Genomic DNA, 23,428 nt, shown 5'->3' with positions numbered 1-23,428 from the left:
CCTAAGCTGTAAACTCTTACATGCTTTTTTCCAGCACCTGATAAACAGGAGGTCAGAAGCTCCTGCGTTCCTTAAGTAAACTAGTTAAAACCAGCCTTTATAAAAAAATGCCCGCTGCATGAGCGGGCATTTGAGAGTTAAATATCAAGGTTTTTAACGTATTGTGCATTTTCTTCAATGAAATGGCGGCGCGGCTCTACTTTGTCTCCCATAAGGATATCAAAGGTTTCATCCGCTTCGATCGCATCCTGAAGGCTGACCTGGAGAAGGGTTCTGGATTCCGGATCCATTGTTGTCTCCCAAAGCTGCTCAGGGTTCATCTCACCAAGTCCTTTATACCGCTGAATTCCAGGCTTCGGATTTTGCGGGATTTCGCCAAGGAGCCGTTCAAGTTCGCGATCATTGTAGGCATATTCAATCCGTTTGCCCTGCTGAATTTTATACAGCGGCGGCTGCGCAATGTAAATATAGCCTTTCTCAATGATTTCACGCATATAGCGGTAGAAGAACGTCAGCAGCAGGGTACGGATATGTGCTCCATCCACGTCTGCATCTGTCATGATGACAATTTTATGATAACGGGCTTTAGTGATATCAAAATCCTCGCCGATCCCTGTTCCAAGAGCCGTGATGATCGTCCGGATCTCGTTGTTTGAAAGGATTTTATCAAGGCGGGCCTTTTCTACGTTAATGATTTTTCCGCGAAGCGGCAGGATCGCCTGAAAATGACGGCTTCTTCCCTGTTTCGCTGATCCGCCTGCAGAGTCACCCTCAACTACATACAGTTCGCTGATGGAAGGATCCTTAGAAGAACAGTCAGCCAGTTTACCAGGCAGATTGGAGATTTCAAGGGCACTTTTGCGTCTTGTCAGCTCACGCGCCTTTTTCGCAGCCATCCTTGCTCTGGCTGCCATGAGGCCCTTCTCCACAATTTTCTTAGCGACAGAAGGATTCTCGAGCAGGAATTTTTCAAAGCCTGCGTCAAAGAGGGAATCGGTTACTGTACGGGCTTCCGAATTTCCAAGCTTTGTTTTCGTCTGTCCTTCAAATTGAGGATCCGGATGCTTGATGCTTACAATTGCGGTAATCCCTTCCCGGACATCTTCACCGGACAGGTTGGCATCGCTGTCTTTGAAAACATTATGTTTCCGGGCGTAATCGTTAATGACACGGGTAAGAGCCGTTTTAAAACCGGCCTCGTGCGTTCCGCCTTCATACGTATGAATGTTGTTGGCAAACGAGTAAATGCTGCTCGTGTATCCGTCATTGTATTGAAAAGCGATCTCGATCGTGATGCCGTCTTTTGATCCTTCAAGGTAAACAGGCTCATCATGAATCGCTTCTTTCGTACGGTTCAAGTGCTCGACATACGATTTGATGCCGCCTTCATAATAGTATTCATTCCGGCGCTTATTCTCGCGTTTGTCTTCAATGATGATTTTAAGGCCGCGGTTCAGGAAAGCGAGCTCTCTTAAACGGTTGGCAAGTGTGTCGTAATCATATTCAGTCGTTTCCGAGAAAATTTCCGGATCCGGTTCAAAATGAGTGATCGTTCCGGTTTTATCCGTTTCCCCGATGATTTCAAGATCACCCTGCGGCACCCCCCGCTGGAAGCCCTGGCGGTGGATTTTGCCGTCCCGGTGCACCGTGACAATCAGGTTCGTTGAAAGGGCATTAACAACCGAAGCCCCTACTCCGTGAAGTCCGCCGGACACCTTGTATCCGCCGCCGCCAAATTTTCCGCCGGCATGAAGGACCGTCATGATGACCTCTACAGCCGGACGGCCCATCTTCTCATGGATTCCGACCGGAATTCCGCGTCCGTTATCTGTTACTGTGATGCTGTTGTTTTCCTCGATCGTGACGACAATCTCATCGCAGTAGCCGGCAAGGGCTTCATCAATGCTGTTATCGACAATTTCCCAGACCAAGTGATGCAGTCCCCGGGCGCTTGTCGAACCGATATACATCCCCGGACGTTTTCTTACGGCTTCAAGTCCTTCAAGAACCTGTATCTGATTTTCATCATAGCTTTGCTGTTCCACTTGTTTTTGTTCCATAGCCAATTAGTTCACCTGCTCTTTTCAAACGGCTTATGGGGCCATTAAGTTTGTTTTTCGAATTGAATCTATATCAAACGCGATATGCGCCCGTTTCTTTAGCGTTCCTGCTGCTAGGGGGGAAAAATAAATATGCTTCTCTGTGACTACGATGGACTTCGCTTCCCCTTCCGAAAGCCGGACCACTTTCTCTTTCTGCTTATCCAGAAACTCCGGTACTATATCCGACGTTTTGGAAGAAGCCGTGTCCATGATCATGATTACGTCCTTCGACGGAACAACAAAGTCATCACCCAGATGGATGTACATACGCGTCTCACCCCGATTCGTTCGTTTCCAGTCCGCCTGAGGCTACCCGGTAGGCAGCCGCTTCCTTCAGCGTCTGATGATCGATCCCTTCCACACTGGTGGTCGTGACAAAGGTCTGAACCCTTCCCTGGATCGTGTTCAGAAGATGCGACTGCCGGTAATCGTCAAGCTCCGACAGCACGTCATCCAAAAGAAGAATAGGATATTCCCCTATCTCTTCATGAATCAGCTCGATTTCTGCGAGCTTTAAAGACAGTGCGGTTGTGCGCTGCTGGCCCTGTGAACCGAAGGTCTGGACGTCCCGGCCGTTCACGAGGAACTGGAGATCGTCTCTGTGAGGCCCGGCAAGCGTGGTTCCGCGTTCTATTTCTCTTTCTTTTATCGCATCAAATTTTTCCAGATACACATCTGTCATTTTCGACAAATCCGCGTCTTCTGATACGTCTGCAGTAGATTTATATTGGATGGTCAGTGTCTCAAGGCCTCTTGAGATGCCGGAATGAATGGGCTGGGCCCATTTTTCAAGCTGATTGGTAAAAACTCTCCGCTTCCTGTAAAGCTTGGCAGCCGCTTCACTCAGCTGCTGGGTAAGTACGTCAAGCATTGTCCGGTCATGCTGTTTGCGGGTCTGCAGCTGCTTCAGATAATGATTACGCTGCTGAAGGATTTTCTGATAGAGGCTCAGGTCATGCAAATAGACAGCCGAAACCTGTCCGATCTCCATATCCACAAACCTTCTCCTCACCTGCGGGCTTCCTTTGACGAGGTTCAGATCTTCAGGAGCGAACATAATCACATTGACTGCCCCGATATACTGGCTTAGCTTCCGCTGTTCCAGGTGGTTGATTTTCGCTGTTTTTCCTTTTTTGGAAAGTACCAGCTGCATGGGGACGGAACCGCCCCTCTTGACAACCCTTCCCTCTATTTTAGCATATTCTTCATCCCAGCGGATAAGATCTTTATCGTTTGAGGTCCGGTGGGATTTTGCCATGGCAAGAACGTAGATAGCTTCCATCATGTTCGTTTTGCCCTGGGCATTTTCCCCGATAATGACGTTCACTTTATTCTCAAACGATACAGTGAGGGAAGAGTAATTGCGGTAATTTGTCAGCTTCAGTTCCTGAATGTGCATCGATCCACCAACCTTGCTTTATTCATGCGTGCTGATAACAGCGAATGACCCGGCTTCTCCTGCATCGACCGTATCACCGTTCCGCAGCTTCCTGCCGCGGCGGTCCTCTGGCTCCCCATTCACATAAACCTCATGCTCTTCAAGAAACCATTTGACCATGCCGCCGGACTGGATGACATCGGCAAGCTTCAGAAACTGGCCCAGGGTTATATATTCCGTCTCAATGCGGACGTGTTTTTTCTCACTCATAGGATCGCCTCCTGTTCAATTTCGGCCGTTCTATTTAGGCGTACCTTTTATTTTAACTTTTTTCCTAAAAAAAGAAAAGAACCCCTGACTCTGTATTAGTACAGCGAGGGGATTTTTGTTTCTTTATATCGAACACTGTCTTTTCTGAGCGGACACAAAAGAAGAGCTGGCGTAGAAGTGCCAGCTCTCTGAAGATTAATAGGTGCGGACTGGAAGAATCAGCTGCAGGATGCTGTCATCCTCAGGCGTCCGAATAAGAAACGGCCGCATTGCTCCGGTAAAGCTTACTTTGATTTCACTGCTGTCCAGTGCTTTAAGCGCGTCCATCATATATTTGGCACTGAAGGAAATTTTTAATTCTTCACCGCTGATCTCCTCTGTCTGCACTTCTTCAATGACCTTCCCGATTTCAGGAGAGTTTGAGGAAATTTCAAGCATGCCTCCGTCCATAGTCGAAAGCTTAACTACATTGTTCCGGCCCTCTTTTGCAAGCAAGGATGCACGGTCGATCGATTGCAGAAATTCCTTTGCCTGAACAAGAACATCCGTTTTGCTCTCATCCGGGATCAGACGGGAAGTGTCCGGATAGTTGCCATCCAGAAGCCTGGAGAAGAATAAAATGTTCTTCGCTTTGAAGAGCACCTGATTGTCCGTAAAAAGAATTTCGGTTAAATCATTTGTATCATCCAGGATTTTGCTGAGCTCTGACAGGCTTTTTCCTGGAATCACGACATTGTACTTGCCTTCGTTTGCTCCATCAATCGACGTTTTCCGTAGTGCAAGCCGGTGGCTGTCAGTTGCGATGCACGTTAATTCCCCATTCTCGAGACGCCAGTTCACTCCTGTTAGTATCGGTCTCGTTTCAGAAGTGGATACGGCAAACCCGGTTTGTCTGATCAATGTTTTCAGCAAATCTGCCGGGATGCGGAACACATGATCTTCTTCGACATTCGGAAGGTGCGGATATTCCTCTGCATCAAGGCCAATCAGGTTAAATTCAGCTTTTCCTGACCGGATGATCGTGGAAAAGTGGTTCTGAACTTCCATCTCCACTGTGTCCTTCGGAAGTTTTTTAACGATTTCACTGAAAAAACGGGCCTGGAGAACAATGCTGCCAGCTGTTTCGACCTCAACATTGATTTTTCCTTTTTCTTCAGCAGGAATAAAAGACTCGATGGATATATCAGAATCGCTTCCTGTCAATGTTACGCCTTCACTGTTTGCTGAAATTTTGATTCCCGTAAGGATCGGAATCGTGGTTCTGGAAGAGACAGCCTTCATTACGTCCTGCACACTTTGGGCAAGCTTATCTTTTTGAATGACGAATTTCATCATTTTTTCCTCCTGTTCTAGCGTCTGAATCTATTAAATAATGTTTTAAAAAGCAGTAGAAGTACTAGTAGGGCATGTGATTATGTGGATAACTCATAAAAGACAAGGAAACACAGCCTATCAACCTGTGGATAGACTGTGTATGAATGAGAAGGAGTTATGCACATTATTCACGTTTTAGTTTTTCAGAGATTCCCTGATCTCTTTCACCTGACGCTGCAGCTGATCATCAACCTGAAGCATTTTGCTGATTTTTTCATGGGCATGAATCACGGTCGTGTGGTCGCGTCCGCCAAACTCTTCCCCGATCTTCGGAAGGGACGAATCCGTCATTTCTCTAGAAAGGTACATAGCGATCTGCCTTGGAAACGCGACGGATTTCGTCCGTTTTTTCGCTTTAAAATCTTCGAGGCGCACCTGATAGTGCTGCCCGACCGTTTTTTGAATATCCTGGATCGTTACCATCCGGGGTTTGGAGCTTGGAATGATATCCTTCAGTGCCTCCGCTGCAAGATCAGCGTTAATATCTTTATTGATCAAAGAAGAATAGGCGACAACCCGGATCAGCGCCCCTTCGAGTTCCCGGATGTTGGAATCGATTTGGTTTGCTATGTAAAGCATGACCTCATTCGGGATATCAAGTCCTTCCGCTTTCGCTTTTTTGCGGAGGATGGCGATCCTTGTTTCCAGATCCGGCGGTGTAATGTCTGTAATCAGGCCCCATTCAAAGCGGCTTCGCAGACGGTCTTCCAGTGTCGGAATTTCCTTCGGAGGACGGTCACTGGAAATGACAATCTGTTTGCTTTCCTCGTGAAGCGTGTTGAACGTATGGAAAAACTCCTCCTGGGTCTGTTCTTTCCCTGCCAGAAACTGAATATCATCTATGAGAAGCACATCCACACTTCGATATTTATTGCGGAAATCGACCGCTTTGTTGTCACGGATCGAGTTGATGAATTCATTGGTGAACTTCTCAGAAGAAAGATAAACCACCTTGGCTTGCGGATTATGATCGATGACATAATGGCCGATCGCATGCATAAGGTGGGTTTTTCCAAGTCCGACTCCTCCGTATATAAACAGCGGATTGTAAGCTTTCGCGGGTGCTTCGGCTACTGCCAGGGATGCTGCATGGGCGAAGCGGTTTCCGGAACCGATGACAAATGTGTCGAACGTATATTTCGGATTGAGCATATTCTGCGGAATCTCAATCTGGTTTTCATCCTCTTTGGATACCGGTTTAGCAGGAGTTTTCGGAATAAAATCCTCTTCATCCTGATTAAGCGGGATGATAAATTTTACGGCCAGCTCTTCTCCGGTCAATTCATAAATAATATTGGCGATCAAATGCAGGTAGCGGCTCTCCAGCCAGTCTCTTGCAAATTCATTCGGGGCCGTAATCGTCAGTGTATCCCCTTGAAGAGCATGGGCCTTTGTTGATTTCAGCCATGTGTCGAAGCTGGGCTTGCTTATTTTTTTTTCAATTTCTCCAAGCGCCTTCGTCCAAAGATCTGCGATATTTTCCATAAGCTGCTCTGTCCCTCCTTCTCCAAGTCTTTTTATCTATCTTTAGTGCCATGTGTCAAAAAAATAGGCATGTACAGAAGTTGTACAGCCTCTCCGGCGACCTTTGTATATTTATTCATGCGTATTGAATTGTTGATAACGATATAATATAGTAGAAAAGCAGGTTTTCGACAAAAAACCCGTTCTGTGGACAAGTTTACAAACACGCTGTTATCAACTTTCCACATCTTATCCACAGTTTGTGGATAATCTGAAATGGTGCTTTTCGTTATGAAGAGTGAAAACACAAATATAATATCAAAATAAACCATTTGTTGCAACGGGGTATGAAACTTATCCACAAGAACAACAGTCTGTCGATAAAAATTGTCCACATTTGCCGAATCTGTGAAAAACGTGTCGATAAAGGGTGTGGATAAAAAAAATGCATTAGAAAAGTTGTCCACAGACCGTTTTTTCCGGAAGAAGATCGCTGCGTGAAAAAATTCAAAAAGGTCTTCTGTTTTTTTCCCTATTGACATTTACCTGGCATGGTCACTATACTTATAAGGACTGTCTTTTACAGCTATTCCTCAGGGAGGTGCATATAATGAAACGTACTTATCAACCAAATAAACGTAAACACAGTAAAGTACACGGCTTCCGTGCGCGCATGAGCACTAAAAATGGACGTAGAGTCCTTGCTGCCCGCCGCAGAAAAGGAAGAAAAGTTTTATCCGCATAAGCCACTGAAAACGTCAGTGGTTTTTTTTTTCATTACAAGGGTTTTAAAGTGAAAGGCAGTTTGGCTACCCTTAAGAGGAAGATGGGTTCTAAAGAGCAATAAAGCGGAGTGGAGCAAGCGTGAAAAAAAGAAACCGCATTAAACGGAATGAAGATTTTCAGCAGGTATTTAAAAAAGGCAGATCGATCGCCAACCGTCAGTTTGTCCTTTATACGCTTCATAGAGATGAAGAAAAAGAGTTCAGACTCGGACTTTCTGTCAGCAAGAAGATCGGGAATGCAGTCACGAGAAACCGTGTGAAACGGCTCGTGAAGCAAATTTTTCTCGAAGAAAAAGATTTCCTTTCGAAAGGAAAGGACTATATTGTCATCGCCAGGAAACCGGCGGCCGAAATGAGCTATGAAGAAGTTCGCAGCAGCCTTTTTCATCTATTTAATAAAGCAAAGCTTGTTAAGAAGAAGAAAAATGATGAAAAATGATGTCAAGAAACGTTTGAAAAGAAAAAACAATTCTCTAAAAAAAGATGGTAAAATACATGTGAATCAATGCCCGGTATTCCGGGCGGAGGTTCTATAACAATTGTATTGCCAGTTGAAAAATAGACATGCTGTTAGGAGGACAAAGTTTGAAGAGGCGCATTTGGTTAGGAATTGCACTTGTTGGTCTTGTCACCCTATTATCCGGCTGTACCGAAATCAATCAGCCAATTACGGATAAAAGTACAGGGTTTTGGAATCAGTATATTGTTTACCCTCTTTCATGGATCATCACGTATTTCGCCGATTTGACAGGCGGAGGAGCAGCGACCGCAAATTATGGACTTGCCATTATAATTGTAACCGTGCTCATCCGTTTTGCGATTTTGCCGCTGATGATCAAGCAGACAAAAAGCTCTAAAGCCATGCAGGCACTGCAGCCTGAAATGAAGAAGCTGCGCGAGAAATACAGCTCTAAGGATCAGCAGACACAGCAGAAGCTGCAGCAGGAAACGATGGCATTATTCCAGACACATGGCGTCAACCCGCTCGCAGGGTGTTTCCCGCTTCTCGTTCAAATGCCGATCCTGATTGGTTTTTACCATGCGATCATGAGAACGGAAGCCATTAAAGAACACGCCTTCCTCTGGTTCGATCTTGGAGAGAAGGATCCATTTTACATCCTTCCGATCGTGGCAGGGATCACAACGTTTATCCAGCAGAAAATTATGATGGCCGGTACAGAAAACCAGAATCCGCAAATGGCGATGATGGTTTGGCTGATGCCGATTATGATCGTTGTTTTCGCCATCACGTTCCCGGCAGCACTCTCTCTTTACTGGGTAGTCGGAAACATCTTTATGATCATTCAGTCCCTCCTTATCAAAGGACCGGATCTTAAAGCTTCCGCCAATGCGAAAACACCGCAAAAAGCAGGAGCAAAAAAATGAACGAGGCGACGGCTGCAGGTTCAAACGTTGAAGAAGCCGTTTCAGCCGCATTGAAGCTTCTGAAAGCATCGAGAGAAGAAGTAACGATTGAAGTATTGTCAGAAGGAAGGCGCGGGTTTCTCGGCTTCGGAAAAAAAGAAGCCCGGGTAAGAGTCGTGCTTTCCGCTCCTGAACAGACCGAACTCCCTAAAGTGGAAGAACCGGTACTGCCGGCAGCACCTGACACCGAAGAAAAAGCGGAACTGCCCGCTGCTAAGCCCGAGAACCATGCACCGCCCAAAGCTGTCAGCGAAGTACCCGGAGAAGAAGCCCACGCCTATTTGAAAAGCGTGGTGGAACAGATGGGTGTGAAAGCGACAGTGGAAAAAATTCAAAAGGGAAGAAATCTCACTTTCCTGATTGAAGGCGAAAACATGGCGCTGCTGATCGGAAAAAGAGGCCAGACGCTGAACTCGCTTCAGTATCTCACCCAGCTGGCGGCAAACCGTCATTCTGATCAGTACTTTCACGTTACAGTCGATGCAGAATCCTACCGGCAGCGCCGGGAAGAAAGCCTTGTCCAGCTCGCCGGCAAGCTTGCAGGACAGGCTCTGTCAACGTCAAAAGAAGTGGCCCTCGAACCGATGCCATCCAATGAACGAAAGATTATTCACGCCGCGCTGGCGCGCAACCGGAACGTCTCCACCTACTCGGCCGGAGAAGAACCAAGGCGCTATATCGTGATCGTTCCAAAAAAGTAAGCCAGTCCTGATCAGGGCTGGTTTTTTTTCTGCCTGGAAAGCTGTTTGCGGTCCTGAGCCAGGGAGCGAAAGCAAGAATCCCAACCACTCAGATGAGTTTCACTTTAGTGGATTCAGCATAAAACTCGGGGAATTCAGCGTAAACTCAAAAGTTTCAGCAAAAATTCGGAAATCCAGCATAAACTCAAAAGTTTCAGCAAAAATTCGGAAATCCAGCATAAACTCATAAGTTTCAGCATAAACCCATAAGTTTCAGCATAAACCCCAAAAATTCAGCAAAACCGAAAACCATTCAACTTAAATTCCGACGTTTCCGGTCGGCTGTCGGAGCCGCTCTTCATAATTTCTGTGGACAGCTGTTTTTTCATTCTCCTGCTGCACTTATATTGTTATTCACATGTGGATAAGTTAAAATATAGAGCGAAAGAAAAAGAATATGTGCATAACTCCTCCCGTCTTCAATCTTCCTTTTGCCTGCCGAATATGATATCTTTGAAATTTGATGACCACTTTTACGATTATTTCCCGAACTATAGATAGATTGCCATACAACGAGGTGAACGACTTGGAATTTGATACAATAGCAGCGGTATCCACACCGATGGGTGAAGGAGCAATTGCGATTGTCCGGATGAGCGGCGGAGAAGCGGCAGCGATAGCTGACCGTATTTTTGCAGCGCCTGGAGGCAGGCCGCTGTCTGAAAATGACTCCCATACCATTCATTACGGCCGCATCGTGGACCCGGATACGAATGAGGTCGCTGAAGAGGTCATGGTTTCTTATATGAAAGGACCAAGAACCTTTACCCGCGAGGATGTTATTGAAATTAACTGCCACGGCGGACTTGTTTCCGTGAACCGGGTACTTCAGATTGTCCTGAACTGCGGAGCAAGGCTTGCAGAGCCGGGAGAATTCACAAAACGCGCCTTTATGAACGGCCGTATCGACCTCTCTCAGGCTGAAGCGGTCATGGATTTGATCCGCGCTAAGACGGATAAAGCGATGAATGTTGCTCTTGGCCAGATGGAGGGCCGGCTTTCCAAGCTGATCCGGAAGCTGCGCCAGGAAATCCTTGAGACACTAGCCCACGTGGAAGTGAACATTGATTACCCGGAATATGATGATGTGGAAGAAATGACACATCAGATGCTTGTAGAAAAAGCTTCTTATGTCAAGAATGAAATAGAGAAGCTCTTGCAGACTTCAAGCCAGGGCAAAATTTTAAGAGAAGGGCTGTCTACTGTCATTATTGGGCGCCCGAATGTCGGAAAGTCTTCTTTACTGAACAGTCTTGTTCATGAGAATAAAGCGATCGTAACAGATGTACCGGGGACGACCCGCGATGTCATTGAAGAGTACGTGAATGTAAGAGGCGTGCCTCTGAAACTGGTCGATACAGCCGGCATCCGTGAGACAGAGGACATCGTTGAGAGAATTGGTGTGGAGCGCTCCCGCCAGGTTTTGAAGGAGGCAGATCTGATTCTCCTCGTTCTGAACTACAGTGATGAGCTGACCCATGAGGATGTCCAGCTGTTTGAAGCGGTGAAAGGCATGGACGTTATCGTCATCATCAACAAGACCGACCTTCCGCAGAGCATTGACATGGAACGCGTCATGCAGCTTTCAGAAGGCCGTCCGGTCGTGACGACGTCGCTTAAAGAAGAAGAGGGAATCGATAAACTGGAGGAATCCATTCAGTCCCTGTTTTTCCAGGGGGATATTGCCCTTGGAGATATGACCTATGTATCCAATTCCCGCCATATTGCCCTCATGACACAGGCGAAGCGGTCGATTGAGGAAGCACTGAACGGCATTGAGGCCGGTGTGCCGATTGATATGGTACAGATTGATTTGACGCGTGCGTGGGAACAGCTCGGAGAAGTAATCGGCGAATCGGTTCATGAGAGCCTGATCGATCAGCTGTTTTCCCAGTTCTGTCTTGGAAAATAATCTGCTGATTACAGCAGAGAAATAGATGAAACGATGTAAAAAATAAAGGAGGAAACCACATTGGCATATCATGCTGGTGATTATGATGTCATCGTTGTTGGGGCCGGACATGCCGGGGTTGAGTCCGCTCTTGCTGCTGCGAGACTGGGCGCAAAGACGCTTGCGTTGACCATCAATCTCGATATGGTCGCGTTTATGCCCTGCAACCCTTCTGTCGGAGGGCCCGCAAAAGGAATTGTTGTCCGTGAAATCGATGCCCTTGGCGGAGAAATGGGCAAAAATATAGATAAAACCCACATTCAAATGAGAATGCTGAATACAGGGAAAGGTCCTGCCGTGAGAGCATTGCGTGCCCAGGCGGATAAGTTTACGTATCAGCACGAAATGAAAAAGACTATGGAAAATGAACCGAACCTAACCCTCATGCAGGGAATGGTCGATCACCTCCTGATCGAGGATGGCGAATGCCGAGGTGTTGTCACGCAGACCGGTGCTGAATACCATTCCAAAACCGTTGTACTGACGACTGGAACGTTCCTTCGCGGAAAAATTATTCTCGGAGAGCTTTCTTATTCCAGTGGTCCGAATAATCAGCAGCCATCCATCAAGCTGTCTGAGCACCTGCAGGAGCTTGGCTTTGATCTTGTCCGTTTTAAAACCGGAACGCCTCCGCGTGTGGACAGCAAAACCATCGATTACAGCAAAACGGAAATCCAGCCGGGCGATGAAGTACCCCGTGCCTTTTCGTATGAGACGACGAAATTTATTACCGATCAGCTTCCATGCTGGCTTACGTATACAAGTGAAGAAACCCATCAGATCATCGACAGCAATCTGCACAGATCGCCGATGTATTCCGGTATGATTAAAGGGACAGGCCCCCGCTATTGCCCTTCCATAGAAGATAAAGTGGTGCGTTTCAACGACAAGCCGCGCCATCAGATCTTCCTTGAGCCAGAGGGCCGCAATACGGAGGAAGTTTACGTGCAGGGTCTTTCCACAAGTCTTCCGGAAGACGTGCAGAAGCAGATATTGAGCACCATTCCCGGCCTTGAGAATGTCCAGATGATGAGACCGGGCTATGCGATTGAATATGATGCGATCGTTCCGACTCAGCTTTGGCCGACCCTGGAAACGAAAAAAGTACCCGGCCTCTATACAGCAGGCCAGATCAACGGAACATCCGGCTATGAAGAAGCAGCCGGACAGGGCATTATGGCAGGAATCAACGCAGGCCTCAAAGCTCTCGGCCGCGATCAGCTGATTCTAAGCCGCTCAGATGCCTATATTGGTGTGCTCATTGATGATCTGGTCACAAAAGGAACGAGCGAGCCGTACCGTCTGTTGACGTCCCGTGCGGAATACCGCCTTCTCCTCCGCCATGACAACGCCGATCTTCGCCTGACGGAAAAAGGCCATCGGATTGGCTTGATCAGTGAAGACCGTTATCAGCGGTTCACAGATAAAAAAGCAGCGATCGAAGCGGAGAAAGAGCGCCTGTCCAAAGCCATGCTGAAGCCTTCTGAAGCGGTGCAGGAAATGATCCGCTCAACCGGAGGCAGCGAGCTGAAGGACGGGATCCGTGCTGCGGACCTTCTGAAGCGGCCGGAAGTGAATTACAGCCACATCGCGGCCGTTGCGCCTGCTGATGTTTCTGTAGATCCGGACGTATCCGAGCAGGTAGAAATTCAAATTAAATACGAAGGGTATATTGATAAATCCCTTCAGCAGGTCGATAAACTGAAAAAGATGGAAAATAAAAAAATTCCGGAAAACATCGATTACGATGCGATCAACAGCCTGGCATCCGAAGCACGCCAGAAGCTGAAGGAAGTGCGTCCGCTCTCCATGGCGCAGGCTTCCAGGATCGCCGGTGTCAATCCGGCTGACATATCCATCCTCCTCGTTTATATTGAGCAGGGCCGCATAGCAAAAGTAGCGAACGACTAAAGCACAAAAGAAAGGATTGTATGATGGACATCTCCCTATTTCAATCCAAGCTGGAGGAGAAAGGCATTTCCCTTTCTCCGGAACAGCTTTCCCAATTTGATACGTACTACCATCTGCTCGTTGAGTGGAATGAGAAAATGAACCTGACCTCTATCACAGAGGAAAAGGAAGTCTACTTAAAGCACTTCTACGACTCCATCAGTGCTGCCTTTTATTTTGATTTTTCCAAGCCGCTGTCCCTGTGTGATGTCGGTGCAGGAGCGGGATTCCCGAGCCTGCCGATCAAGATCTGCTTCCCGCAGCTTAAGGTTTCTATCGTTGACTCACTGAACAAGCGGATCACATTTTTAGAAGAGCTCGCCAAACAGCTGAAGCTTGAGAACGTTCATTTTTATCATGACAGAGCGGAAACGTTCGGCAAAAACAAGCAGCACCGTGAACAGTATGATGTGGCCACAGCAAGAGCGGTTGCCCGGCTGTCTGTGCTGAGTGAACTCTGCCTCCCGCTCGTTAAAAAAGACGGACACTTCGTAGCCCTGAAAGCGGCATCCGCAGACGAGGAAATGAAAGCAGGCGAAAAAGCGGTCACCGTTCTTGGAGGAAAGGTTGAAGCCGTTCATTCTTTCCAGCTGCCGCTTGAGGAAAGCGACAGAAACATCGTCGTCATCCATAAAATCAAAGCGACTCCCGGAAAATATCCGCGCAAACCCGGAACACCGAATAAAACACCAATTGAATGATCCATATTTTGAAAAAGTACCCATGTGCTTATTGGCATGCAGGAATTCCGGCTCAGAAAATAGAATACTAAATTGGCAGTTTCAAAAGGTGGTGTACGCATATGAAGCATCCGTTTTCCCGTTTCTTCGGTCTTGGAGAAAAGGAAGAAACAGATCAGACGCTTGAAAATCAGGAGATTGAACCAGCAGCAGAAGAAGAACCCGTGCGGGAGGAAGTCAAACAGATTCCTGTTCTTGACATCACTCCGAACCGTTTTCAGCCCCGTTCCGTCTTCTCGGATGAAAAAATAGATGAGCTGTCCATGACAATCCGCACACACGGAATCATCCAGCCGATTGTTGTCCGGCCAGCCGGCGGCAAATATGAGCTGATTGCCGGTGAGCGCCGCTGGAGAGCGGTCCAGAGATTGGGCTGGGAAACCATTCCTGCCATTATTAAAGAATTTAATGATAAAGAAACCGCATCTGTGGCGCTGATCGAGAACCTTCAGCGTGAGGAGCTGTCCGCCATTGAGGAGGCCCTTGCTTATGCACGGCTTCTCGAACTCCATGAGCTGACACAGGAAGCCCTCGCCCAGCGGCTCGGCAAAGGCCAGTCCACGGTCGCGAACAAGCTACGGCTTCTGAAGCTCCCGGATGAGGTGCAGGAATCCCTTATGCAGAAAAGCATAACCGAGCGCCATGCAAGAGCGCTCATCCCTCTTAAAAAGCCCGAGCTTCAAAATGCCCTGCTGCTCGAGGTCATCGAAAAGCAGCTGAACGTTAAGCAGACCGAGGACAGGGTCGTCAAAATGCTCGAAAAAGAAAAGCCAAAACCAAAGCCGAAGCGCAAAGCCTTCAGCCGCGACACACGGATCGCGATGAACACGATCCGGCAGTCCCTTACGATGGTGCAGGACACGGGAGTCCAGATCAATTCGGAAGAAGAAGAATTTGAAGAATACATTCAATTCACCATCAAAATTCCCAAGTAGCTCTCTAATCTTATGATTAGAGAGTTTTTTTGTTCGCCCAGCATGGGCGAACTCTAACGGGTGAAAGTCCCAAGTACGACCTTAAGTAGCGGTAAGTACATAGCCAAAAGCAAGGGTGTCCACGGCGACGTGGAATCTGAAGGAAGCTCGAGGCAAACCTACGGTCTGACAAACAGAAATCATATAATACGCGCCGTTAGAGGATAAGGCTGCAAAAGAGGGTGAAGTCCATAGCTACTGTACTTTCGTCGTATATATGGCAGATAGATGGAGGGAAAGAATACGCACCTTAACTGTTCAAGAACAGTGGACGACGGAGATTTCATCTCCTTAATCCGAAAATTCCTAGTTAGTGGGGTCCAAATCAATGACGAGTATAAAGAAGCCGTCATCGGTACGCCGCAAGGGGGGAATCTGTCGCCTTTATTGAGCAACATTATGAACGCTTCTGAGGAAAGTCGATGCTCACACATTGTTCAGGCTCAGAATGTGTATCTGGAAAAAGTGGAAGACAGCTAAAAACCGCCGAAAGAACCTAATCAAACTGGGAATGAACCGAAATGATGCTTATAAAAACAGCCACACAAGCAAGGGACCAGCACGAATTGCATCTTCGTGGGTAATGACCACAACCATAACAATAAGAAACTAGCCTCATTTGGGCTAGTCCCTGGATTAAAGTACGTGCCTAGAATAAAATTGAACCGCCGTATACGGATCCGTACGTACGGTGGTGTGAGAGGTCGAGGGTTAATCACCTCCTCCTACTCGATTTGTGATGTTAAAATAGCAAAAAATAGTTCGGTTGACGAAAATCGCCGCATGTAAAAATTCATGCAAAGATGTTATACAGAACAATAATAAGGATGATTCCCATTACAATTGCCCCACCGATGGTTGGCGTTCCTGATAAGATTCGCCCAAGAGCATCGCCGGATTCAATCTGACTTTGGTTTTTCTTTTTCTTGTTCTTTTCGCTGTTCATAATTGGATCACCCTTTCTATTCTATTAACTAAAAACAATTCGTCAAATAGAAAGGTACTTCCTTTTTTTTAAATGAAAAAATATTTAGAATATTTTACTAATTTACATTGATTTCCGACAATAAAAGCGTTAACTTTAAATGGAATATATTACATAAAAAGGAAGTGGGTTAAATCGTGAAAAAATGGTTTGCATTAATGTTAACGGTTACACTGGCGTTTAGTTTCTTCGGAGAATCTACTTTTGCAAAAGTTAGTGATGCCCCAATACGTGTACTCTCGGAGGAAGTCGAGATTAAAGACATCGATGAACTATTTGAAAGAGCAAAAGAGAACGTCAATGATTTGGATGCCAATGTGATCGAAGACAAATTAGACGCCTCTTTGACCAAAGAAGGAGGAGGGGCGAGTGAAACCGCTGTCGACCTCATATCCACTTCTCAACTTTTAAAAGTTTCAGAGAAAAATGATGGAACAAGGCTTGAAGAATTCGCAGTGACTGCGTTTACCGCTGACGTGGGGCAGCAGATGGCTTCTGGTAGCAGTTCCAGATCGGCTTCATTGTGGGACGAGTCATACTCAGTGAGAGCTTATGCCACTTATTATTTCACCAGACACGTCAAGGGCGATTATACGTATCACGACATCACTCGTGCGACTGGTGGATGGGAGCGAGCTGATACTTCAGTGACAATAAGTCAAAAAAAGGTGATATATGGTGCGAGTGGTCAACGTTTAAAAGATAGTGGTTACGTGCAACAAAGTCAAACAATGTACCCATCGGGTAATACGTTTGCCTATAATGCGCCTAGTAGTTGGGAGCCTGTGATAACGCTTCATGGTGTAGGGGTTAGTACGTGGGTTACAATGAATCGAGGCCGTAGCACATGGACACTGAAATTAGTTTGTCAGAACTAATAGTGACCTAAATGTAAGCATACGTTTTTCACTGAATAATAAAACCGGAGCAAATTGCGCTCCGGTTTTATTTTCGCCTTTCTTCTTTAGATTTTAGTTTGTGAGAAGCGCCTGGAGGTGTCCCATGAATTGACTGACCGCAACTTGGACTCCTTCCGGGATGTCTTTTTCATCAGCGTCTTCTTCCGGCTCCTCTCCAAGAAAATCAAAGATTGTGAGCGGGCCGTTCGGTGCGTCTTCACCACGTTCTTCATGATGGCAGGCGATTGACTGGAAGAACGTTTCAATCGCTCTCAGTTTGCTCATTTCAGCAGCAAGCTCGTTCCCTTCGGACTTTTCGATAAACAGACGGCTCTCGATCAGATGAACTTTCTCAGCATTTGTAAATCCGCTGCTCCCTATGATGGATTTGATTTCAGTCACGTTGCAGGACTCAATGGCGTTCAGGGATTCTGTTTCGTGTTCTTTAATCGATTGGACTGTCATTTGTATCATGTTGCATTCGCTCCTTTAAGTAACCGAATGACGGTCTATACGAGTTCTCTTTTGTATTCGGATTCGCTCTCCCGAATCCTGACATACAGATCACTGGTGTGCCCATAACTTTCGATCATGACGCAGCAGCTGGATTGATAGTGCGCTTTATGCCAATTAGCATGGCGTCTGCAAGCAGCTATTCTTTTAGTTGTTATCCGGAATGAAGGTTGTTTCGACTGTTGTGTTCATTGGTTCACGCTCCTTGTCTCATTAGGAGGCTGGTCGTCGAAGGACGCCTCGATTTCGTTTAGGATTTCCTCGCCGGAAAAATAGCAGGCAATCTAAATATTTGCAGATTTTAGAAAAATCAGGGCGAAGCGGGTTCGTTTTTTGGTAGAATAGAAGAATAACTTTAAAGGACAGAATGCATGGACGTCATGCAGAAGCAGGTGAAACGCATGGGAAAAATCATTGCAATTGCAAATCAGAAAGGCGGCGTGGGCAAGACTACGACTTCAGTAAACCTTGGTGCCTGCCTTGCCTATATAGGGAAAAAAGTTCTTCTCGTTGATACGGATCCGCAGGGAAACGCGACGAGCGGAATCGGAATTGAAAAAGCGGATGTGGAATATTGCATCTATGACATCTTGGTCGAGGATAAAGAAGCAAGTGCAGCGATCAGCCCCTCTCCGGTAGAAAACCTTCATGTGATCCCGTCAACCATTCAGCTGGCCGGCGCGGAAATTGAACTGGTTCCGACTATTTCCCGGGAAGTAAGACTGAAAAGAGCGCTTGATAAAGTAAAGCATAATTACGATTACATTTTGATTGACTGTCCCCCGTCTCTCGGTCTGCTGACCATCAATGCCCTGACAGCGGCCGATACGGTGATCATTCCGGTGCAGTGTGAATATTACGCTCTTGAGGGCTTGAGCCAGCTTCTCAATACGGTCCGCCTCGTCCAGAAGCATCTGAATACGAACCTCATGATCGAAGGCGTTCTGCTGACGATGCTTGATGCCCGGACAAACCTTGGGATCCAGGTCATCGAAGAAGTTAAGAAATACTTCAGAGAGAAAGTATACAGGACGGTAATTCCAAGAAATGTAAGATTAAGTGAGGCTCCGAGCCACGGCCAGCCGATCATTCTATACGATGCGCGTTCACGCGGAGCGGAAGTCTATCTGGATCTTGCAAAGGAGGTAGCGGCCAATGCCTAAAGGACTGGGGAAAGGACTGGAATCCCTCTTGCAGGCAGGGACAGAGGAAAGTGTACAGGAGCTGAAATGCAAAGATCTGCGGCCGAACCCCTATCAGCCGCGCAAAGTCTTTCAGGAGGATGCGATTGCAGAACTAAAGGAATCGATCCTCCACTACGGGATCTTACAGCCGATTATTGTGCGGAAGAGCATCAAGGGATATGAGATTGTTGCCGGTGAAAGGCGATTCCGTGCTGCTGTGCTCGCCGGTCTTGAGACCGTCCCTGCCGTAGTACGGAAGCTCGATGATAAGCAGATGATGGAGCTTGGACTGCTCGAAAACCTCCAGCGGGAGGATCTGACTCCGGTGGAAGAGGCAAGAGCCTACCAGTCCCTGCTTGATGAGCTCGGCCTCACGCAGGAAGAGCTGGCAAAACGGCTCGGCAAAAGCCGTCCGCATATTGCCAACCATTTGCGCCTCCTCGCTCTTCCGTCAGAGGTGCAGACCATGATTAATGAAGGCCGGCTGACTATGGGCCACGGCCGGACCATTCTGGGATTAAAGAATAAATCGAAGATCAAGCTGCTGGCAGAAAAAATAATTAAAGACCAGCTCAATGTCCGGCAGACGGAAATTCTCGTGCAGCAGCTGAACGAGAGCGGCGGAAATGCACCCGATCCAAAGAAGCTTCAAAAGCGGGATCTGTTTTTAGCAGAACGCGAGAGCTCTCTGCAAGCTTATTTCGGAACGAAGGTCTCGATCAAACAGCAGCACAACAAAGGGAAAATTGAAATCGAATTTACGGATTCACATGACCTTGAGCGGATCCTGGAGCTCCTTGCGGCAGAAGAATCCTAGATTGGAGTTTTTGTGAATGGTTTTATTGGGAAGCCTGGCAAATGCACTCGGAATTGCAGCCGGAACGTTAATCGGGCTGTGTCTGACGAGGATACCGGCCAGGATAAAAGAAACCGTCATGGTGGCAATCGGGTTATCTGTTTCCATCCTTGGCATCACCATGGCGTTGAAGGCAGAGGATTTTTTCTTCGTGATCGTCAGCCTGATCGGCGGGGCCGTACTTGGGGAACTCTTCTCTCTTGAAGAAAAACTGCACCAGGCCGGCCGCTTTCTTGAACGGAAAATGGGGAAATCCAAATCCGGAAACATCGCAGAGGGATTTGTCACCGCTACCCTGATCTTTGTGATTGGAGCGATGGCGATTGTCGGGGCTTTAGACAGCGGGCTCCGCGGAGACCACAGTGTCCTGCTGACAAAATCGATGATCGACGGGTTTACAAGTGCTGTCCTTGCGAGCACGCTCGGCATCGGGGTTCTGTTCTCGGCAATCCCTGTCTTTTTTTATGAAGGGTCGATTGCCTTATTGGCTGGATTGATTCATGCGTCGATCGAAGAAAAACTGCTCGAGTCCCTTATCGCCCAGCTGACCGGCACGGGAGGAGTTATGATTTTGGCTATCGGACTGAATATGCTTGAAATCAAAGCGATCCGGGTAGCAAATCTGCTCCCGGCACTCCCCTTCATGATTCTGATCGTATGGCTTCAGCACAGCTTATTCTAAAGCACCGGCATTTTTGTTCGTCAGCTTTGCAACAGGCGTGCGCCTGAGCCAGGAGGAACGGACCACATGCCGTTTCTCTGCGTCATTCAGGCTTTCCGCAATCAGATGGGCCATCGACATCACGAGATGAAGCCTGGTGTTCTGCAGTACAAAAAACTCCATGAACCCGCTCACGTTCACGATCCCCGTTAAATGCATATCCCCGACCGCAGGAAGATCCTTGTTGACCCCTGCTCCCGGTTTTACCGGACCCGGTCCGACCTGAAAGGAACCGACACTCTTTAATTTTCCAAGACAGGCATCAATGGCAATAATATATGGATTATGGTGCGTGTCCTTGATGCGGGCAATGGAATCCTCCAGATTGACCGCATGCACCGGCTCTTTAAGCGTCCCGTACACATGAAACCGCTCCAGTCCTATTTCCGCAAGCCGGGTCCCGACAATTGGACCGAGACTGTCTCCGGTTGACCGGTCCGTACCGATGCAGAGGATCACAATCTCCCTCCCCGCCGTCTTTGGAAGCAGCGTCAGAATACAGGAAGACAGAAGTCCTTTTGCATCCTCATCCTCGTAATATATGCGTTCCGGATCCCGGAATGATGAAAACAACCCTGTCTTTATATTCATAGACTCTGCCCAGCTCCCTTGTACTCATAAGTACTACCAGTATACGGATTCTGCCGGAAATCTATACTTGCGGAATAGAAGTTTGCCCGCCTCTGTCAAAGCTCTTCAAAACTTGCTAAAATAGACCATGTTGAGTATTAGGGACAGACAGGAGTGAATCCTTTTGATCAAAACAATAAATGATAAACTGCAGGAGTACTTGTTTAATGAAGAACTGTGGGTTGGCATTGGATTTGGAATCTTAAAAATCGTCCTGATCGTCATTGTTTCCGCGATTATCATCCGGGTAGGGAACCTCGCCATCCAGAAAATCCTGTCACTAAGGGTCAAATCACCACTCCGCATTTCTGAAAGGCGTGAAAATACCCTCGCCAAGCTGCTGAGCAATGTGATGACCTATGTGGTTTATTTTGCAGCACTGCTGATGGTGCTTGAGACGATGACGCTTGATGTCCGGGCTCTGCTTGCCGGAGCGGGGATTGTCGGGCTTGCTGTCGGATTCGGCGCCCAGAACCTTGTGCGCGATATCATCACAGGCTTTTTCATCATTTTTGAAGATCAGTTCTCAGTAGGTGATGTGATCCGGGTAGGTGCTTTTGAAGGTACTGTCGAAGAAATCGGCCTCCGTACCACAAAGATCAAAAGCTGGACAGGTGAGCTCCATATTCTGCCGAACGGAAGCATCGTGGAAGTCACGAACTTTTCCATTCATAACAGCACGGCAGTAGTAGACGTTAACGTTTCCTATGAATCGGATATTCAGCATGTCGAGGAAGTCATCCGTGACCTTCTGCGAGTGCTCCCTTCAAAATATGAAGATATGGCGGCCGTTCCGGAGCTCTTGGGTGTTCAGAATTTTGGTGCATCCGAAATAACACTGAGGGTCATTTGTGAAACAGCCCCGATGCAGCACTTTTACGTATCCCGGATGATCCGCAAGGAAATTAAGCTGATGATGGATGAGCATGGGATTGACATTCCATTCCCGCGCATTGTGATGTATAACCGGGATGCAAAAGAAGGACAGGCAGGAAAGGGTGAAAGCAGTGGCGGATAAAGAATTTGATTTGAATGATGTAGTCGAGATGAAGAAGCCGCACCCGTGCGGAGCAAACCGCTGGAAAATCATCCGCCTCGGCATGGATATAAGGATCAAATGTGAAGGCTGCGGGCACAGCGTCATGATCCCAAGAAGAGAGTTTACAAGGAAAATGAAGAAAATCCTGGTGAAGGGTGTGCCAGCACCAGAATAAACCCTGTTTTTCTTGTGTTTTCCCCGTATCCTTTCTATAATTGGGGTTGGTTTACAAAAGTACGGCCATTTACAGCAGGGTCCGAGCAGGACGCTGTTTATCATAGAGGAGCTGAACTAATCATGGCTTTAACTGCAGGTATCGTCGGACTTCCGAACGTAGGAAAATCCACGCTTTTTAACGCAATCACCCAGGCAGGGGCTGAATCTGCCAACTATCCGTTCTGTACAATCGATCCGAATGTCGGAATCGTGGAAGTGCCGGATGAGCGCCTTCAAAAACTGACGGAGCTTATTCAGCCGAAAAAGACGGTTCCAACCGCATTTGAATTTACGGATATCGCCGGAATCGTAAAAGGTGCGAGCAAAGGCGAGGGACTTGGAAATAAGTTTCTTTCCCACATCCGCCAGGTGGACGCCATCACTCATGTGGTCCGCTGCTTTGAAGACGGCAACATCACACACGTTTCCGGAAAAGTCGATCCGATCGATGACATCGAAACGATCAACCTTGAGCTCGTGCTTGCTGATCTGGAAACGATCGAAAAACGTGCGGCACGTGTTGAGAAGCTTGCCAGACAAAAGGACAAGGAAGCCGTGTTTGAGCATGAAATCCTTTCTAAACTGAAGGAAACGTTCGAAAACGGACAGCCGGCCCGTGCTCTTGAATTTAACGAAGAGCAGCAGAAATATGTGAAGCAGCTGCACCTTTTGACGACAAAACCTGTTCTTTACGTAGCTAACGTTGCTGAAGATGAGGTAGCGGATGCATCCGCCAACCCACTCGTTCAAAAGGTAAAAGACTTTGCAGCAAACGAAAACGCAGAAGTCATCGTCGTCTGTGCCAAAATCGAATCTGAGATTGTCGAACTGGACGCTGAGGAAAAAGAAATGTTCCTCGAAGAGCTCGGAATTACAGAATCCGGCCTCGACCAGCTGATCCGTGCCACCTATGAACTGCTTGGCCTTGCCACGTACTTCACAGCAGGTGTGCAGGAAGTCCGCGCCTGGACGTTCCGCCTCGGCATGAAAGCACCGCAATGCGCAGGCGTCATCCACACCGACTTCGAACGCGGCTTCATCCGTGCCGAAACCGTTCACTACGAAGACCTCGTCGCAGCCGGCACTATGGGCGCAGCCCGCGAAGCTGGAAAAGTCCGCCTTGAAGGAAAAGAATACCTCGTTAAAGACGGTGACGTGATTCACTTCCGTTTTAACGTATAAGAGAGGGGAGAAGGCCGCGGCCTTCTCTTTTTTTTGGAGTTTTGGATTGG

The 23,428-nt window shown here is 47.5% G+C and carries 24 protein-coding genes; 15 read left to right on the top strand and 9 right to left on the bottom strand.

Features of this window, described 5'->3' with window-relative positions; translation table 11 throughout:
- Positions 1-137 precede the first annotated feature (137 nt).
- The 6 genes from gyrB to dnaA form a co-directional block, all read right to left on the bottom strand.
- A complete protein-coding gene (gene gyrB / locus GKZ89_RS12240) occupies positions 138-2,060 on the bottom strand; it encodes a DNA topoisomerase (ATP-hydrolyzing) subunit B (RefSeq protein ID WP_155112702.1) in 1,923 nt (640 codons plus the stop codon).
- Between the two features lie 33 nt (positions 2,061-2,093).
- Positions 2,094-2,369 carry an extracellular matrix regulator RemB gene (gene remB, locus GKZ89_RS12235; protein ID WP_155112690.1) on the bottom strand — a complete coding sequence of 92 codons (276 nt, stop codon included), beginning with the start codon at positions 2,367-2,369 and terminating at the stop codon, positions 2,094-2,096.
- Between the two features lie 7 nt (positions 2,370-2,376).
- Positions 2,377-3,501: a DNA replication/repair protein RecF gene (recF, locus tag GKZ89_RS12230; protein WP_155112689.1), complete on the bottom strand. Its 1,125-nt coding sequence runs from the start codon at positions 3,499-3,501 to the stop codon at positions 2,377-2,379.
- An 18-nt stretch (positions 3,502-3,519) separates the two neighbouring features.
- On the bottom strand, positions 3,520-3,750 hold the full coding sequence (gene yaaA, locus GKZ89_RS12225; RefSeq protein ID WP_155112688.1) for a S4 domain-containing protein YaaA: 231 nt from the start codon (positions 3,748-3,750) through the stop codon (positions 3,520-3,522).
- A gap of 195 nt (positions 3,751-3,945) precedes the next feature.
- Entirely contained in the window at positions 3,946-5,082 is a 1,137-nt protein-coding gene (gene dnaN, locus GKZ89_RS12220; protein WP_155112687.1) for a DNA polymerase III subunit beta, read from the bottom strand.
- 177 nt (positions 5,083-5,259) lie between these two features.
- Complete coding sequence (gene dnaA, locus GKZ89_RS12215) at positions 5,260-6,609, bottom strand: chromosomal replication initiator protein DnaA (protein WP_155112686.1); 1,350 nt, start codon at positions 6,607-6,609, stop codon at positions 5,260-5,262.
- Between the two features lie 589 nt (positions 6,610-7,198).
- On the opposite strand from dnaA, the gene rpmH reads away from it, so the two are divergent.
- The 8 genes from rpmH (at position 7,199) to noc (ending at position 15,114) form a co-directional block, all read left to right on the top strand.
- A complete protein-coding gene (gene rpmH / locus GKZ89_RS12210; protein WP_066109727.1) occupies positions 7,199-7,333 on the top strand; it encodes a 50S ribosomal protein L34 in 135 nt (44 codons plus the stop codon).
- Positions 7,334-7,452: 119 nt separating this feature from the next.
- Positions 7,453-7,812, top strand: a complete 360-nt coding sequence (gene rnpA / locus GKZ89_RS12205) for a ribonuclease P protein component (protein WP_162356788.1) — start codon at positions 7,453-7,455, stop codon at positions 7,810-7,812.
- A gap of 125 nt (positions 7,813-7,937) precedes the next feature.
- Positions 7,938-8,759, top strand: a complete 822-nt coding sequence (spoIIIJ, locus tag GKZ89_RS12200) for a YidC family membrane integrase SpoIIIJ (protein ID WP_155112685.1) — start codon at positions 7,938-7,940, stop codon at positions 8,757-8,759.
- The gene (gene jag, locus GKZ89_RS12195) at positions 8,756-9,499 is read left to right on the top strand and encodes an RNA-binding cell elongation regulator Jag/EloR (protein WP_155112684.1); all 744 of its coding nucleotides are present in this window, start codon (positions 8,756-8,758) and stop codon (positions 9,497-9,499) included. Before spoIIIJ ends, jag begins: the two co-directional genes overlap by 4 nt.
- Before the next feature lie 565 nt (positions 9,500-10,064).
- Positions 10,065-11,450 carry a tRNA uridine-5-carboxymethylaminomethyl(34) synthesis GTPase MnmE gene (gene mnmE, locus GKZ89_RS12190; protein WP_155112683.1) on the top strand — a complete coding sequence of 462 codons (1,386 nt, stop codon included), beginning with the start codon at positions 10,065-10,067 and terminating at the stop codon, positions 11,448-11,450.
- A 60-nt stretch (positions 11,451-11,510) separates the two neighbouring features.
- Entirely contained in the window at positions 11,511-13,400 is a 1,890-nt protein-coding gene (gene mnmG / locus GKZ89_RS12185; protein WP_155112682.1) for a tRNA uridine-5-carboxymethylaminomethyl(34) synthesis enzyme MnmG, read from the top strand.
- Between the two features lie 23 nt (positions 13,401-13,423).
- Complete coding sequence (gene rsmG, locus GKZ89_RS12180) at positions 13,424-14,140, top strand: 16S rRNA (guanine(527)-N(7))-methyltransferase RsmG (RefSeq protein ID WP_155112681.1); 717 nt, start codon at positions 13,424-13,426, stop codon at positions 14,138-14,140.
- Positions 14,141-14,241: 101 nt separating this feature from the next.
- The gene (gene noc / locus GKZ89_RS12175) at positions 14,242-15,114 is read left to right on the top strand and encodes a nucleoid occlusion protein (RefSeq protein WP_155112680.1); all 873 of its coding nucleotides are present in this window, start codon (positions 14,242-14,244) and stop codon (positions 15,112-15,114) included.
- Between the two features lie 832 nt (positions 15,115-15,946).
- Here noc and GKZ89_RS12165 read toward each other — a convergent pair.
- Entirely contained in the window at positions 15,947-16,099 is a 153-nt protein-coding gene (locus GKZ89_RS12165; protein ID WP_155112679.1) for a hypothetical protein, read from the bottom strand.
- A gap of 176 nt (positions 16,100-16,275) precedes the next feature.
- On the opposite strand from GKZ89_RS12165, the gene GKZ89_RS12160 reads away from it, so the two are divergent.
- Entirely contained in the window at positions 16,276-17,016 is a 741-nt protein-coding gene (locus GKZ89_RS12160) for a hypothetical protein (RefSeq protein ID WP_155112678.1), read from the top strand.
- Positions 17,017-17,109: 93 nt separating this feature from the next.
- Here the strand turns inward: GKZ89_RS12160 and GKZ89_RS12155 are convergent, their stop codons facing one another.
- Entirely contained in the window at positions 17,110-17,511 is a 402-nt protein-coding gene (locus GKZ89_RS12155) for a hypothetical protein (RefSeq protein WP_155112677.1), read from the bottom strand.
- Positions 17,512-17,951: 440 nt separating this feature from the next.
- Between GKZ89_RS12155 and GKZ89_RS12150 the strand changes: the two genes are divergently transcribed.
- Genes GKZ89_RS12150 through GKZ89_RS12140 form a run of 3 tightly spaced genes read left to right on the top strand, consistent with a single transcriptional unit; the run spans position 17,952 to position 20,272 of the window.
- A complete protein-coding gene (locus tag GKZ89_RS12150; RefSeq protein WP_155112676.1) occupies positions 17,952-18,713 on the top strand; it encodes a ParA family protein in 762 nt (253 codons plus the stop codon).
- Complete coding sequence (locus tag GKZ89_RS12145; protein ID WP_155112675.1) at positions 18,706-19,551, top strand: ParB/RepB/Spo0J family partition protein; 846 nt, start codon at positions 18,706-18,708, stop codon at positions 19,549-19,551. Before GKZ89_RS12150 ends, GKZ89_RS12145 begins: the two co-directional genes overlap by 8 nt.
- A gap of 16 nt (positions 19,552-19,567) precedes the next feature.
- On the top strand, positions 19,568-20,272 hold the full coding sequence (locus tag GKZ89_RS12140) for a DUF554 domain-containing protein (RefSeq protein ID WP_155112674.1): 705 nt from the start codon (positions 19,568-19,570) through the stop codon (positions 20,270-20,272).
- On the opposite strand, the gene yyaC is transcribed toward GKZ89_RS12140, so the two are convergent.
- Positions 20,264-20,902 carry a spore protease YyaC gene (gene yyaC, locus GKZ89_RS12135; protein ID WP_155112673.1) on the bottom strand — a complete coding sequence of 213 codons (639 nt, stop codon included), beginning with the start codon at positions 20,900-20,902 and terminating at the stop codon, positions 20,264-20,266. The genes GKZ89_RS12140 and yyaC overlap by 9 nt on opposite strands.
- A gap of 166 nt (positions 20,903-21,068) precedes the next feature.
- On the opposite strand from yyaC, the gene GKZ89_RS12130 reads away from it, so the two are divergent.
- The 3 genes from GKZ89_RS12130 (at position 21,069) to ychF (ending at position 23,378) form a co-directional block, all read left to right on the top strand.
- Positions 21,069-21,959 carry a mechanosensitive ion channel family protein gene (locus GKZ89_RS12130; protein WP_430697234.1) on the top strand — a complete coding sequence of 297 codons (891 nt, stop codon included), beginning with the start codon at positions 21,069-21,071 and terminating at the stop codon, positions 21,957-21,959.
- A complete protein-coding gene (locus tag GKZ89_RS12125; protein ID WP_162356786.1) occupies positions 21,949-22,155 on the top strand; it encodes a DUF951 family protein in 207 nt (68 codons plus the stop codon). Before GKZ89_RS12130 ends, GKZ89_RS12125 begins: the two co-directional genes overlap by 11 nt.
- A 122-nt stretch (positions 22,156-22,277) precedes the next feature.
- Entirely contained in the window at positions 22,278-23,378 is a 1,101-nt protein-coding gene (gene ychF / locus GKZ89_RS12120; RefSeq protein ID WP_155112670.1) for a redox-regulated ATPase YchF, read from the top strand.
- Positions 23,379-23,428: the final 50 nt, after the last annotated feature.

It is taken from the genome of Metabacillus mangrovi, assembly GCF_009711125.1.
In the GTDB taxonomy this organism is placed as follows: Bacteria; Bacillota; Bacilli; order Bacillales; family Bacillaceae; genus Metabacillus_B; species Metabacillus_B mangrovi.
Note: the sequence above shows the minus strand (reverse complement) of the source record. Positions and strands in the feature narration are given on the sequence as shown.

Excerpts from the sequence above, each read along its gene's own strand:
- gyrB (WP_155112702.1), bottom strand. The coding sequence starts at position 2,060 with ATGGAACAAAAACAAGTGGAACAGCAAAGCTATGATGAAAATCAGATA.
- remB (WP_155112690.1), bottom strand. The coding sequence starts at position 2,369 with ATGTACATCCATCTGGGTGATGACTTTGTTGTTCCGTCGAAGGACGTA.
- recF (WP_155112689.1), bottom strand. The coding sequence starts at position 3,501 with ATGCACATTCAGGAACTGAAGCTGACAAATTACCGCAATTACTCTTCC.
- yaaA (WP_155112688.1), bottom strand. The coding sequence starts at position 3,750 with ATGAGTGAGAAAAAACACGTCCGCATTGAGACGGAATATATAACCCTG.
- dnaN (WP_155112687.1), bottom strand. The coding sequence starts at position 5,082 with ATGAAATTCGTCATTCAAAAAGATAAGCTTGCCCAAAGTGTGCAGGAC.
- dnaA (WP_155112686.1), bottom strand. The coding sequence starts at position 6,609 with ATGGAAAATATCGCAGATCTTTGGACGAAGGCGCTTGGAGAAATTGAA.
- rpmH (WP_066109727.1), top strand. The coding sequence starts at position 7,199 with ATGAAACGTACTTATCAACCAAATAAACGTAAACACAGTAAAGTACAC.
- spoIIIJ (WP_155112685.1), top strand. The coding sequence starts at position 7,938 with ATGCTGTTAGGAGGACAAAGTTTGAAGAGGCGCATTTGGTTAGGAATT.
- jag (WP_155112684.1), top strand. The coding sequence starts at position 8,756 with ATGAACGAGGCGACGGCTGCAGGTTCAAACGTTGAAGAAGCCGTTTCA.
- rsmG (WP_155112681.1), top strand. The coding sequence starts at position 13,424 with ATGGACATCTCCCTATTTCAATCCAAGCTGGAGGAGAAAGGCATTTCC.
- noc (WP_155112680.1), top strand. The coding sequence starts at position 14,242 with ATGAAGCATCCGTTTTCCCGTTTCTTCGGTCTTGGAGAAAAGGAAGAA.
- GKZ89_RS12165 (WP_155112679.1), bottom strand. The coding sequence starts at position 16,099 with ATGAACAGCGAAAAGAACAAGAAAAAGAAAAACCAAAGTCAGATTGAA.
- GKZ89_RS12155 (WP_155112677.1), bottom strand. The coding sequence starts at position 17,511 with ATGATACAAATGACAGTCCAATCGATTAAAGAACACGAAACAGAATCC.
- GKZ89_RS12150 (WP_155112676.1), top strand. The coding sequence starts at position 17,952 with ATGGGAAAAATCATTGCAATTGCAAATCAGAAAGGCGGCGTGGGCAAG.
- GKZ89_RS12145 (WP_155112675.1), top strand. The coding sequence starts at position 18,706 with ATGCCTAAAGGACTGGGGAAAGGACTGGAATCCCTCTTGCAGGCAGGG.
- GKZ89_RS12140 (WP_155112674.1), top strand. The coding sequence starts at position 19,568 with ATGGTTTTATTGGGAAGCCTGGCAAATGCACTCGGAATTGCAGCCGGA.
- yyaC (WP_155112673.1), bottom strand. The coding sequence starts at position 20,902 with ATGAATATAAAGACAGGGTTGTTTTCATCATTCCGGGATCCGGAACGC.
- ychF (WP_155112670.1), top strand. The coding sequence starts at position 22,278 with ATGGCTTTAACTGCAGGTATCGTCGGACTTCCGAACGTAGGAAAATCC.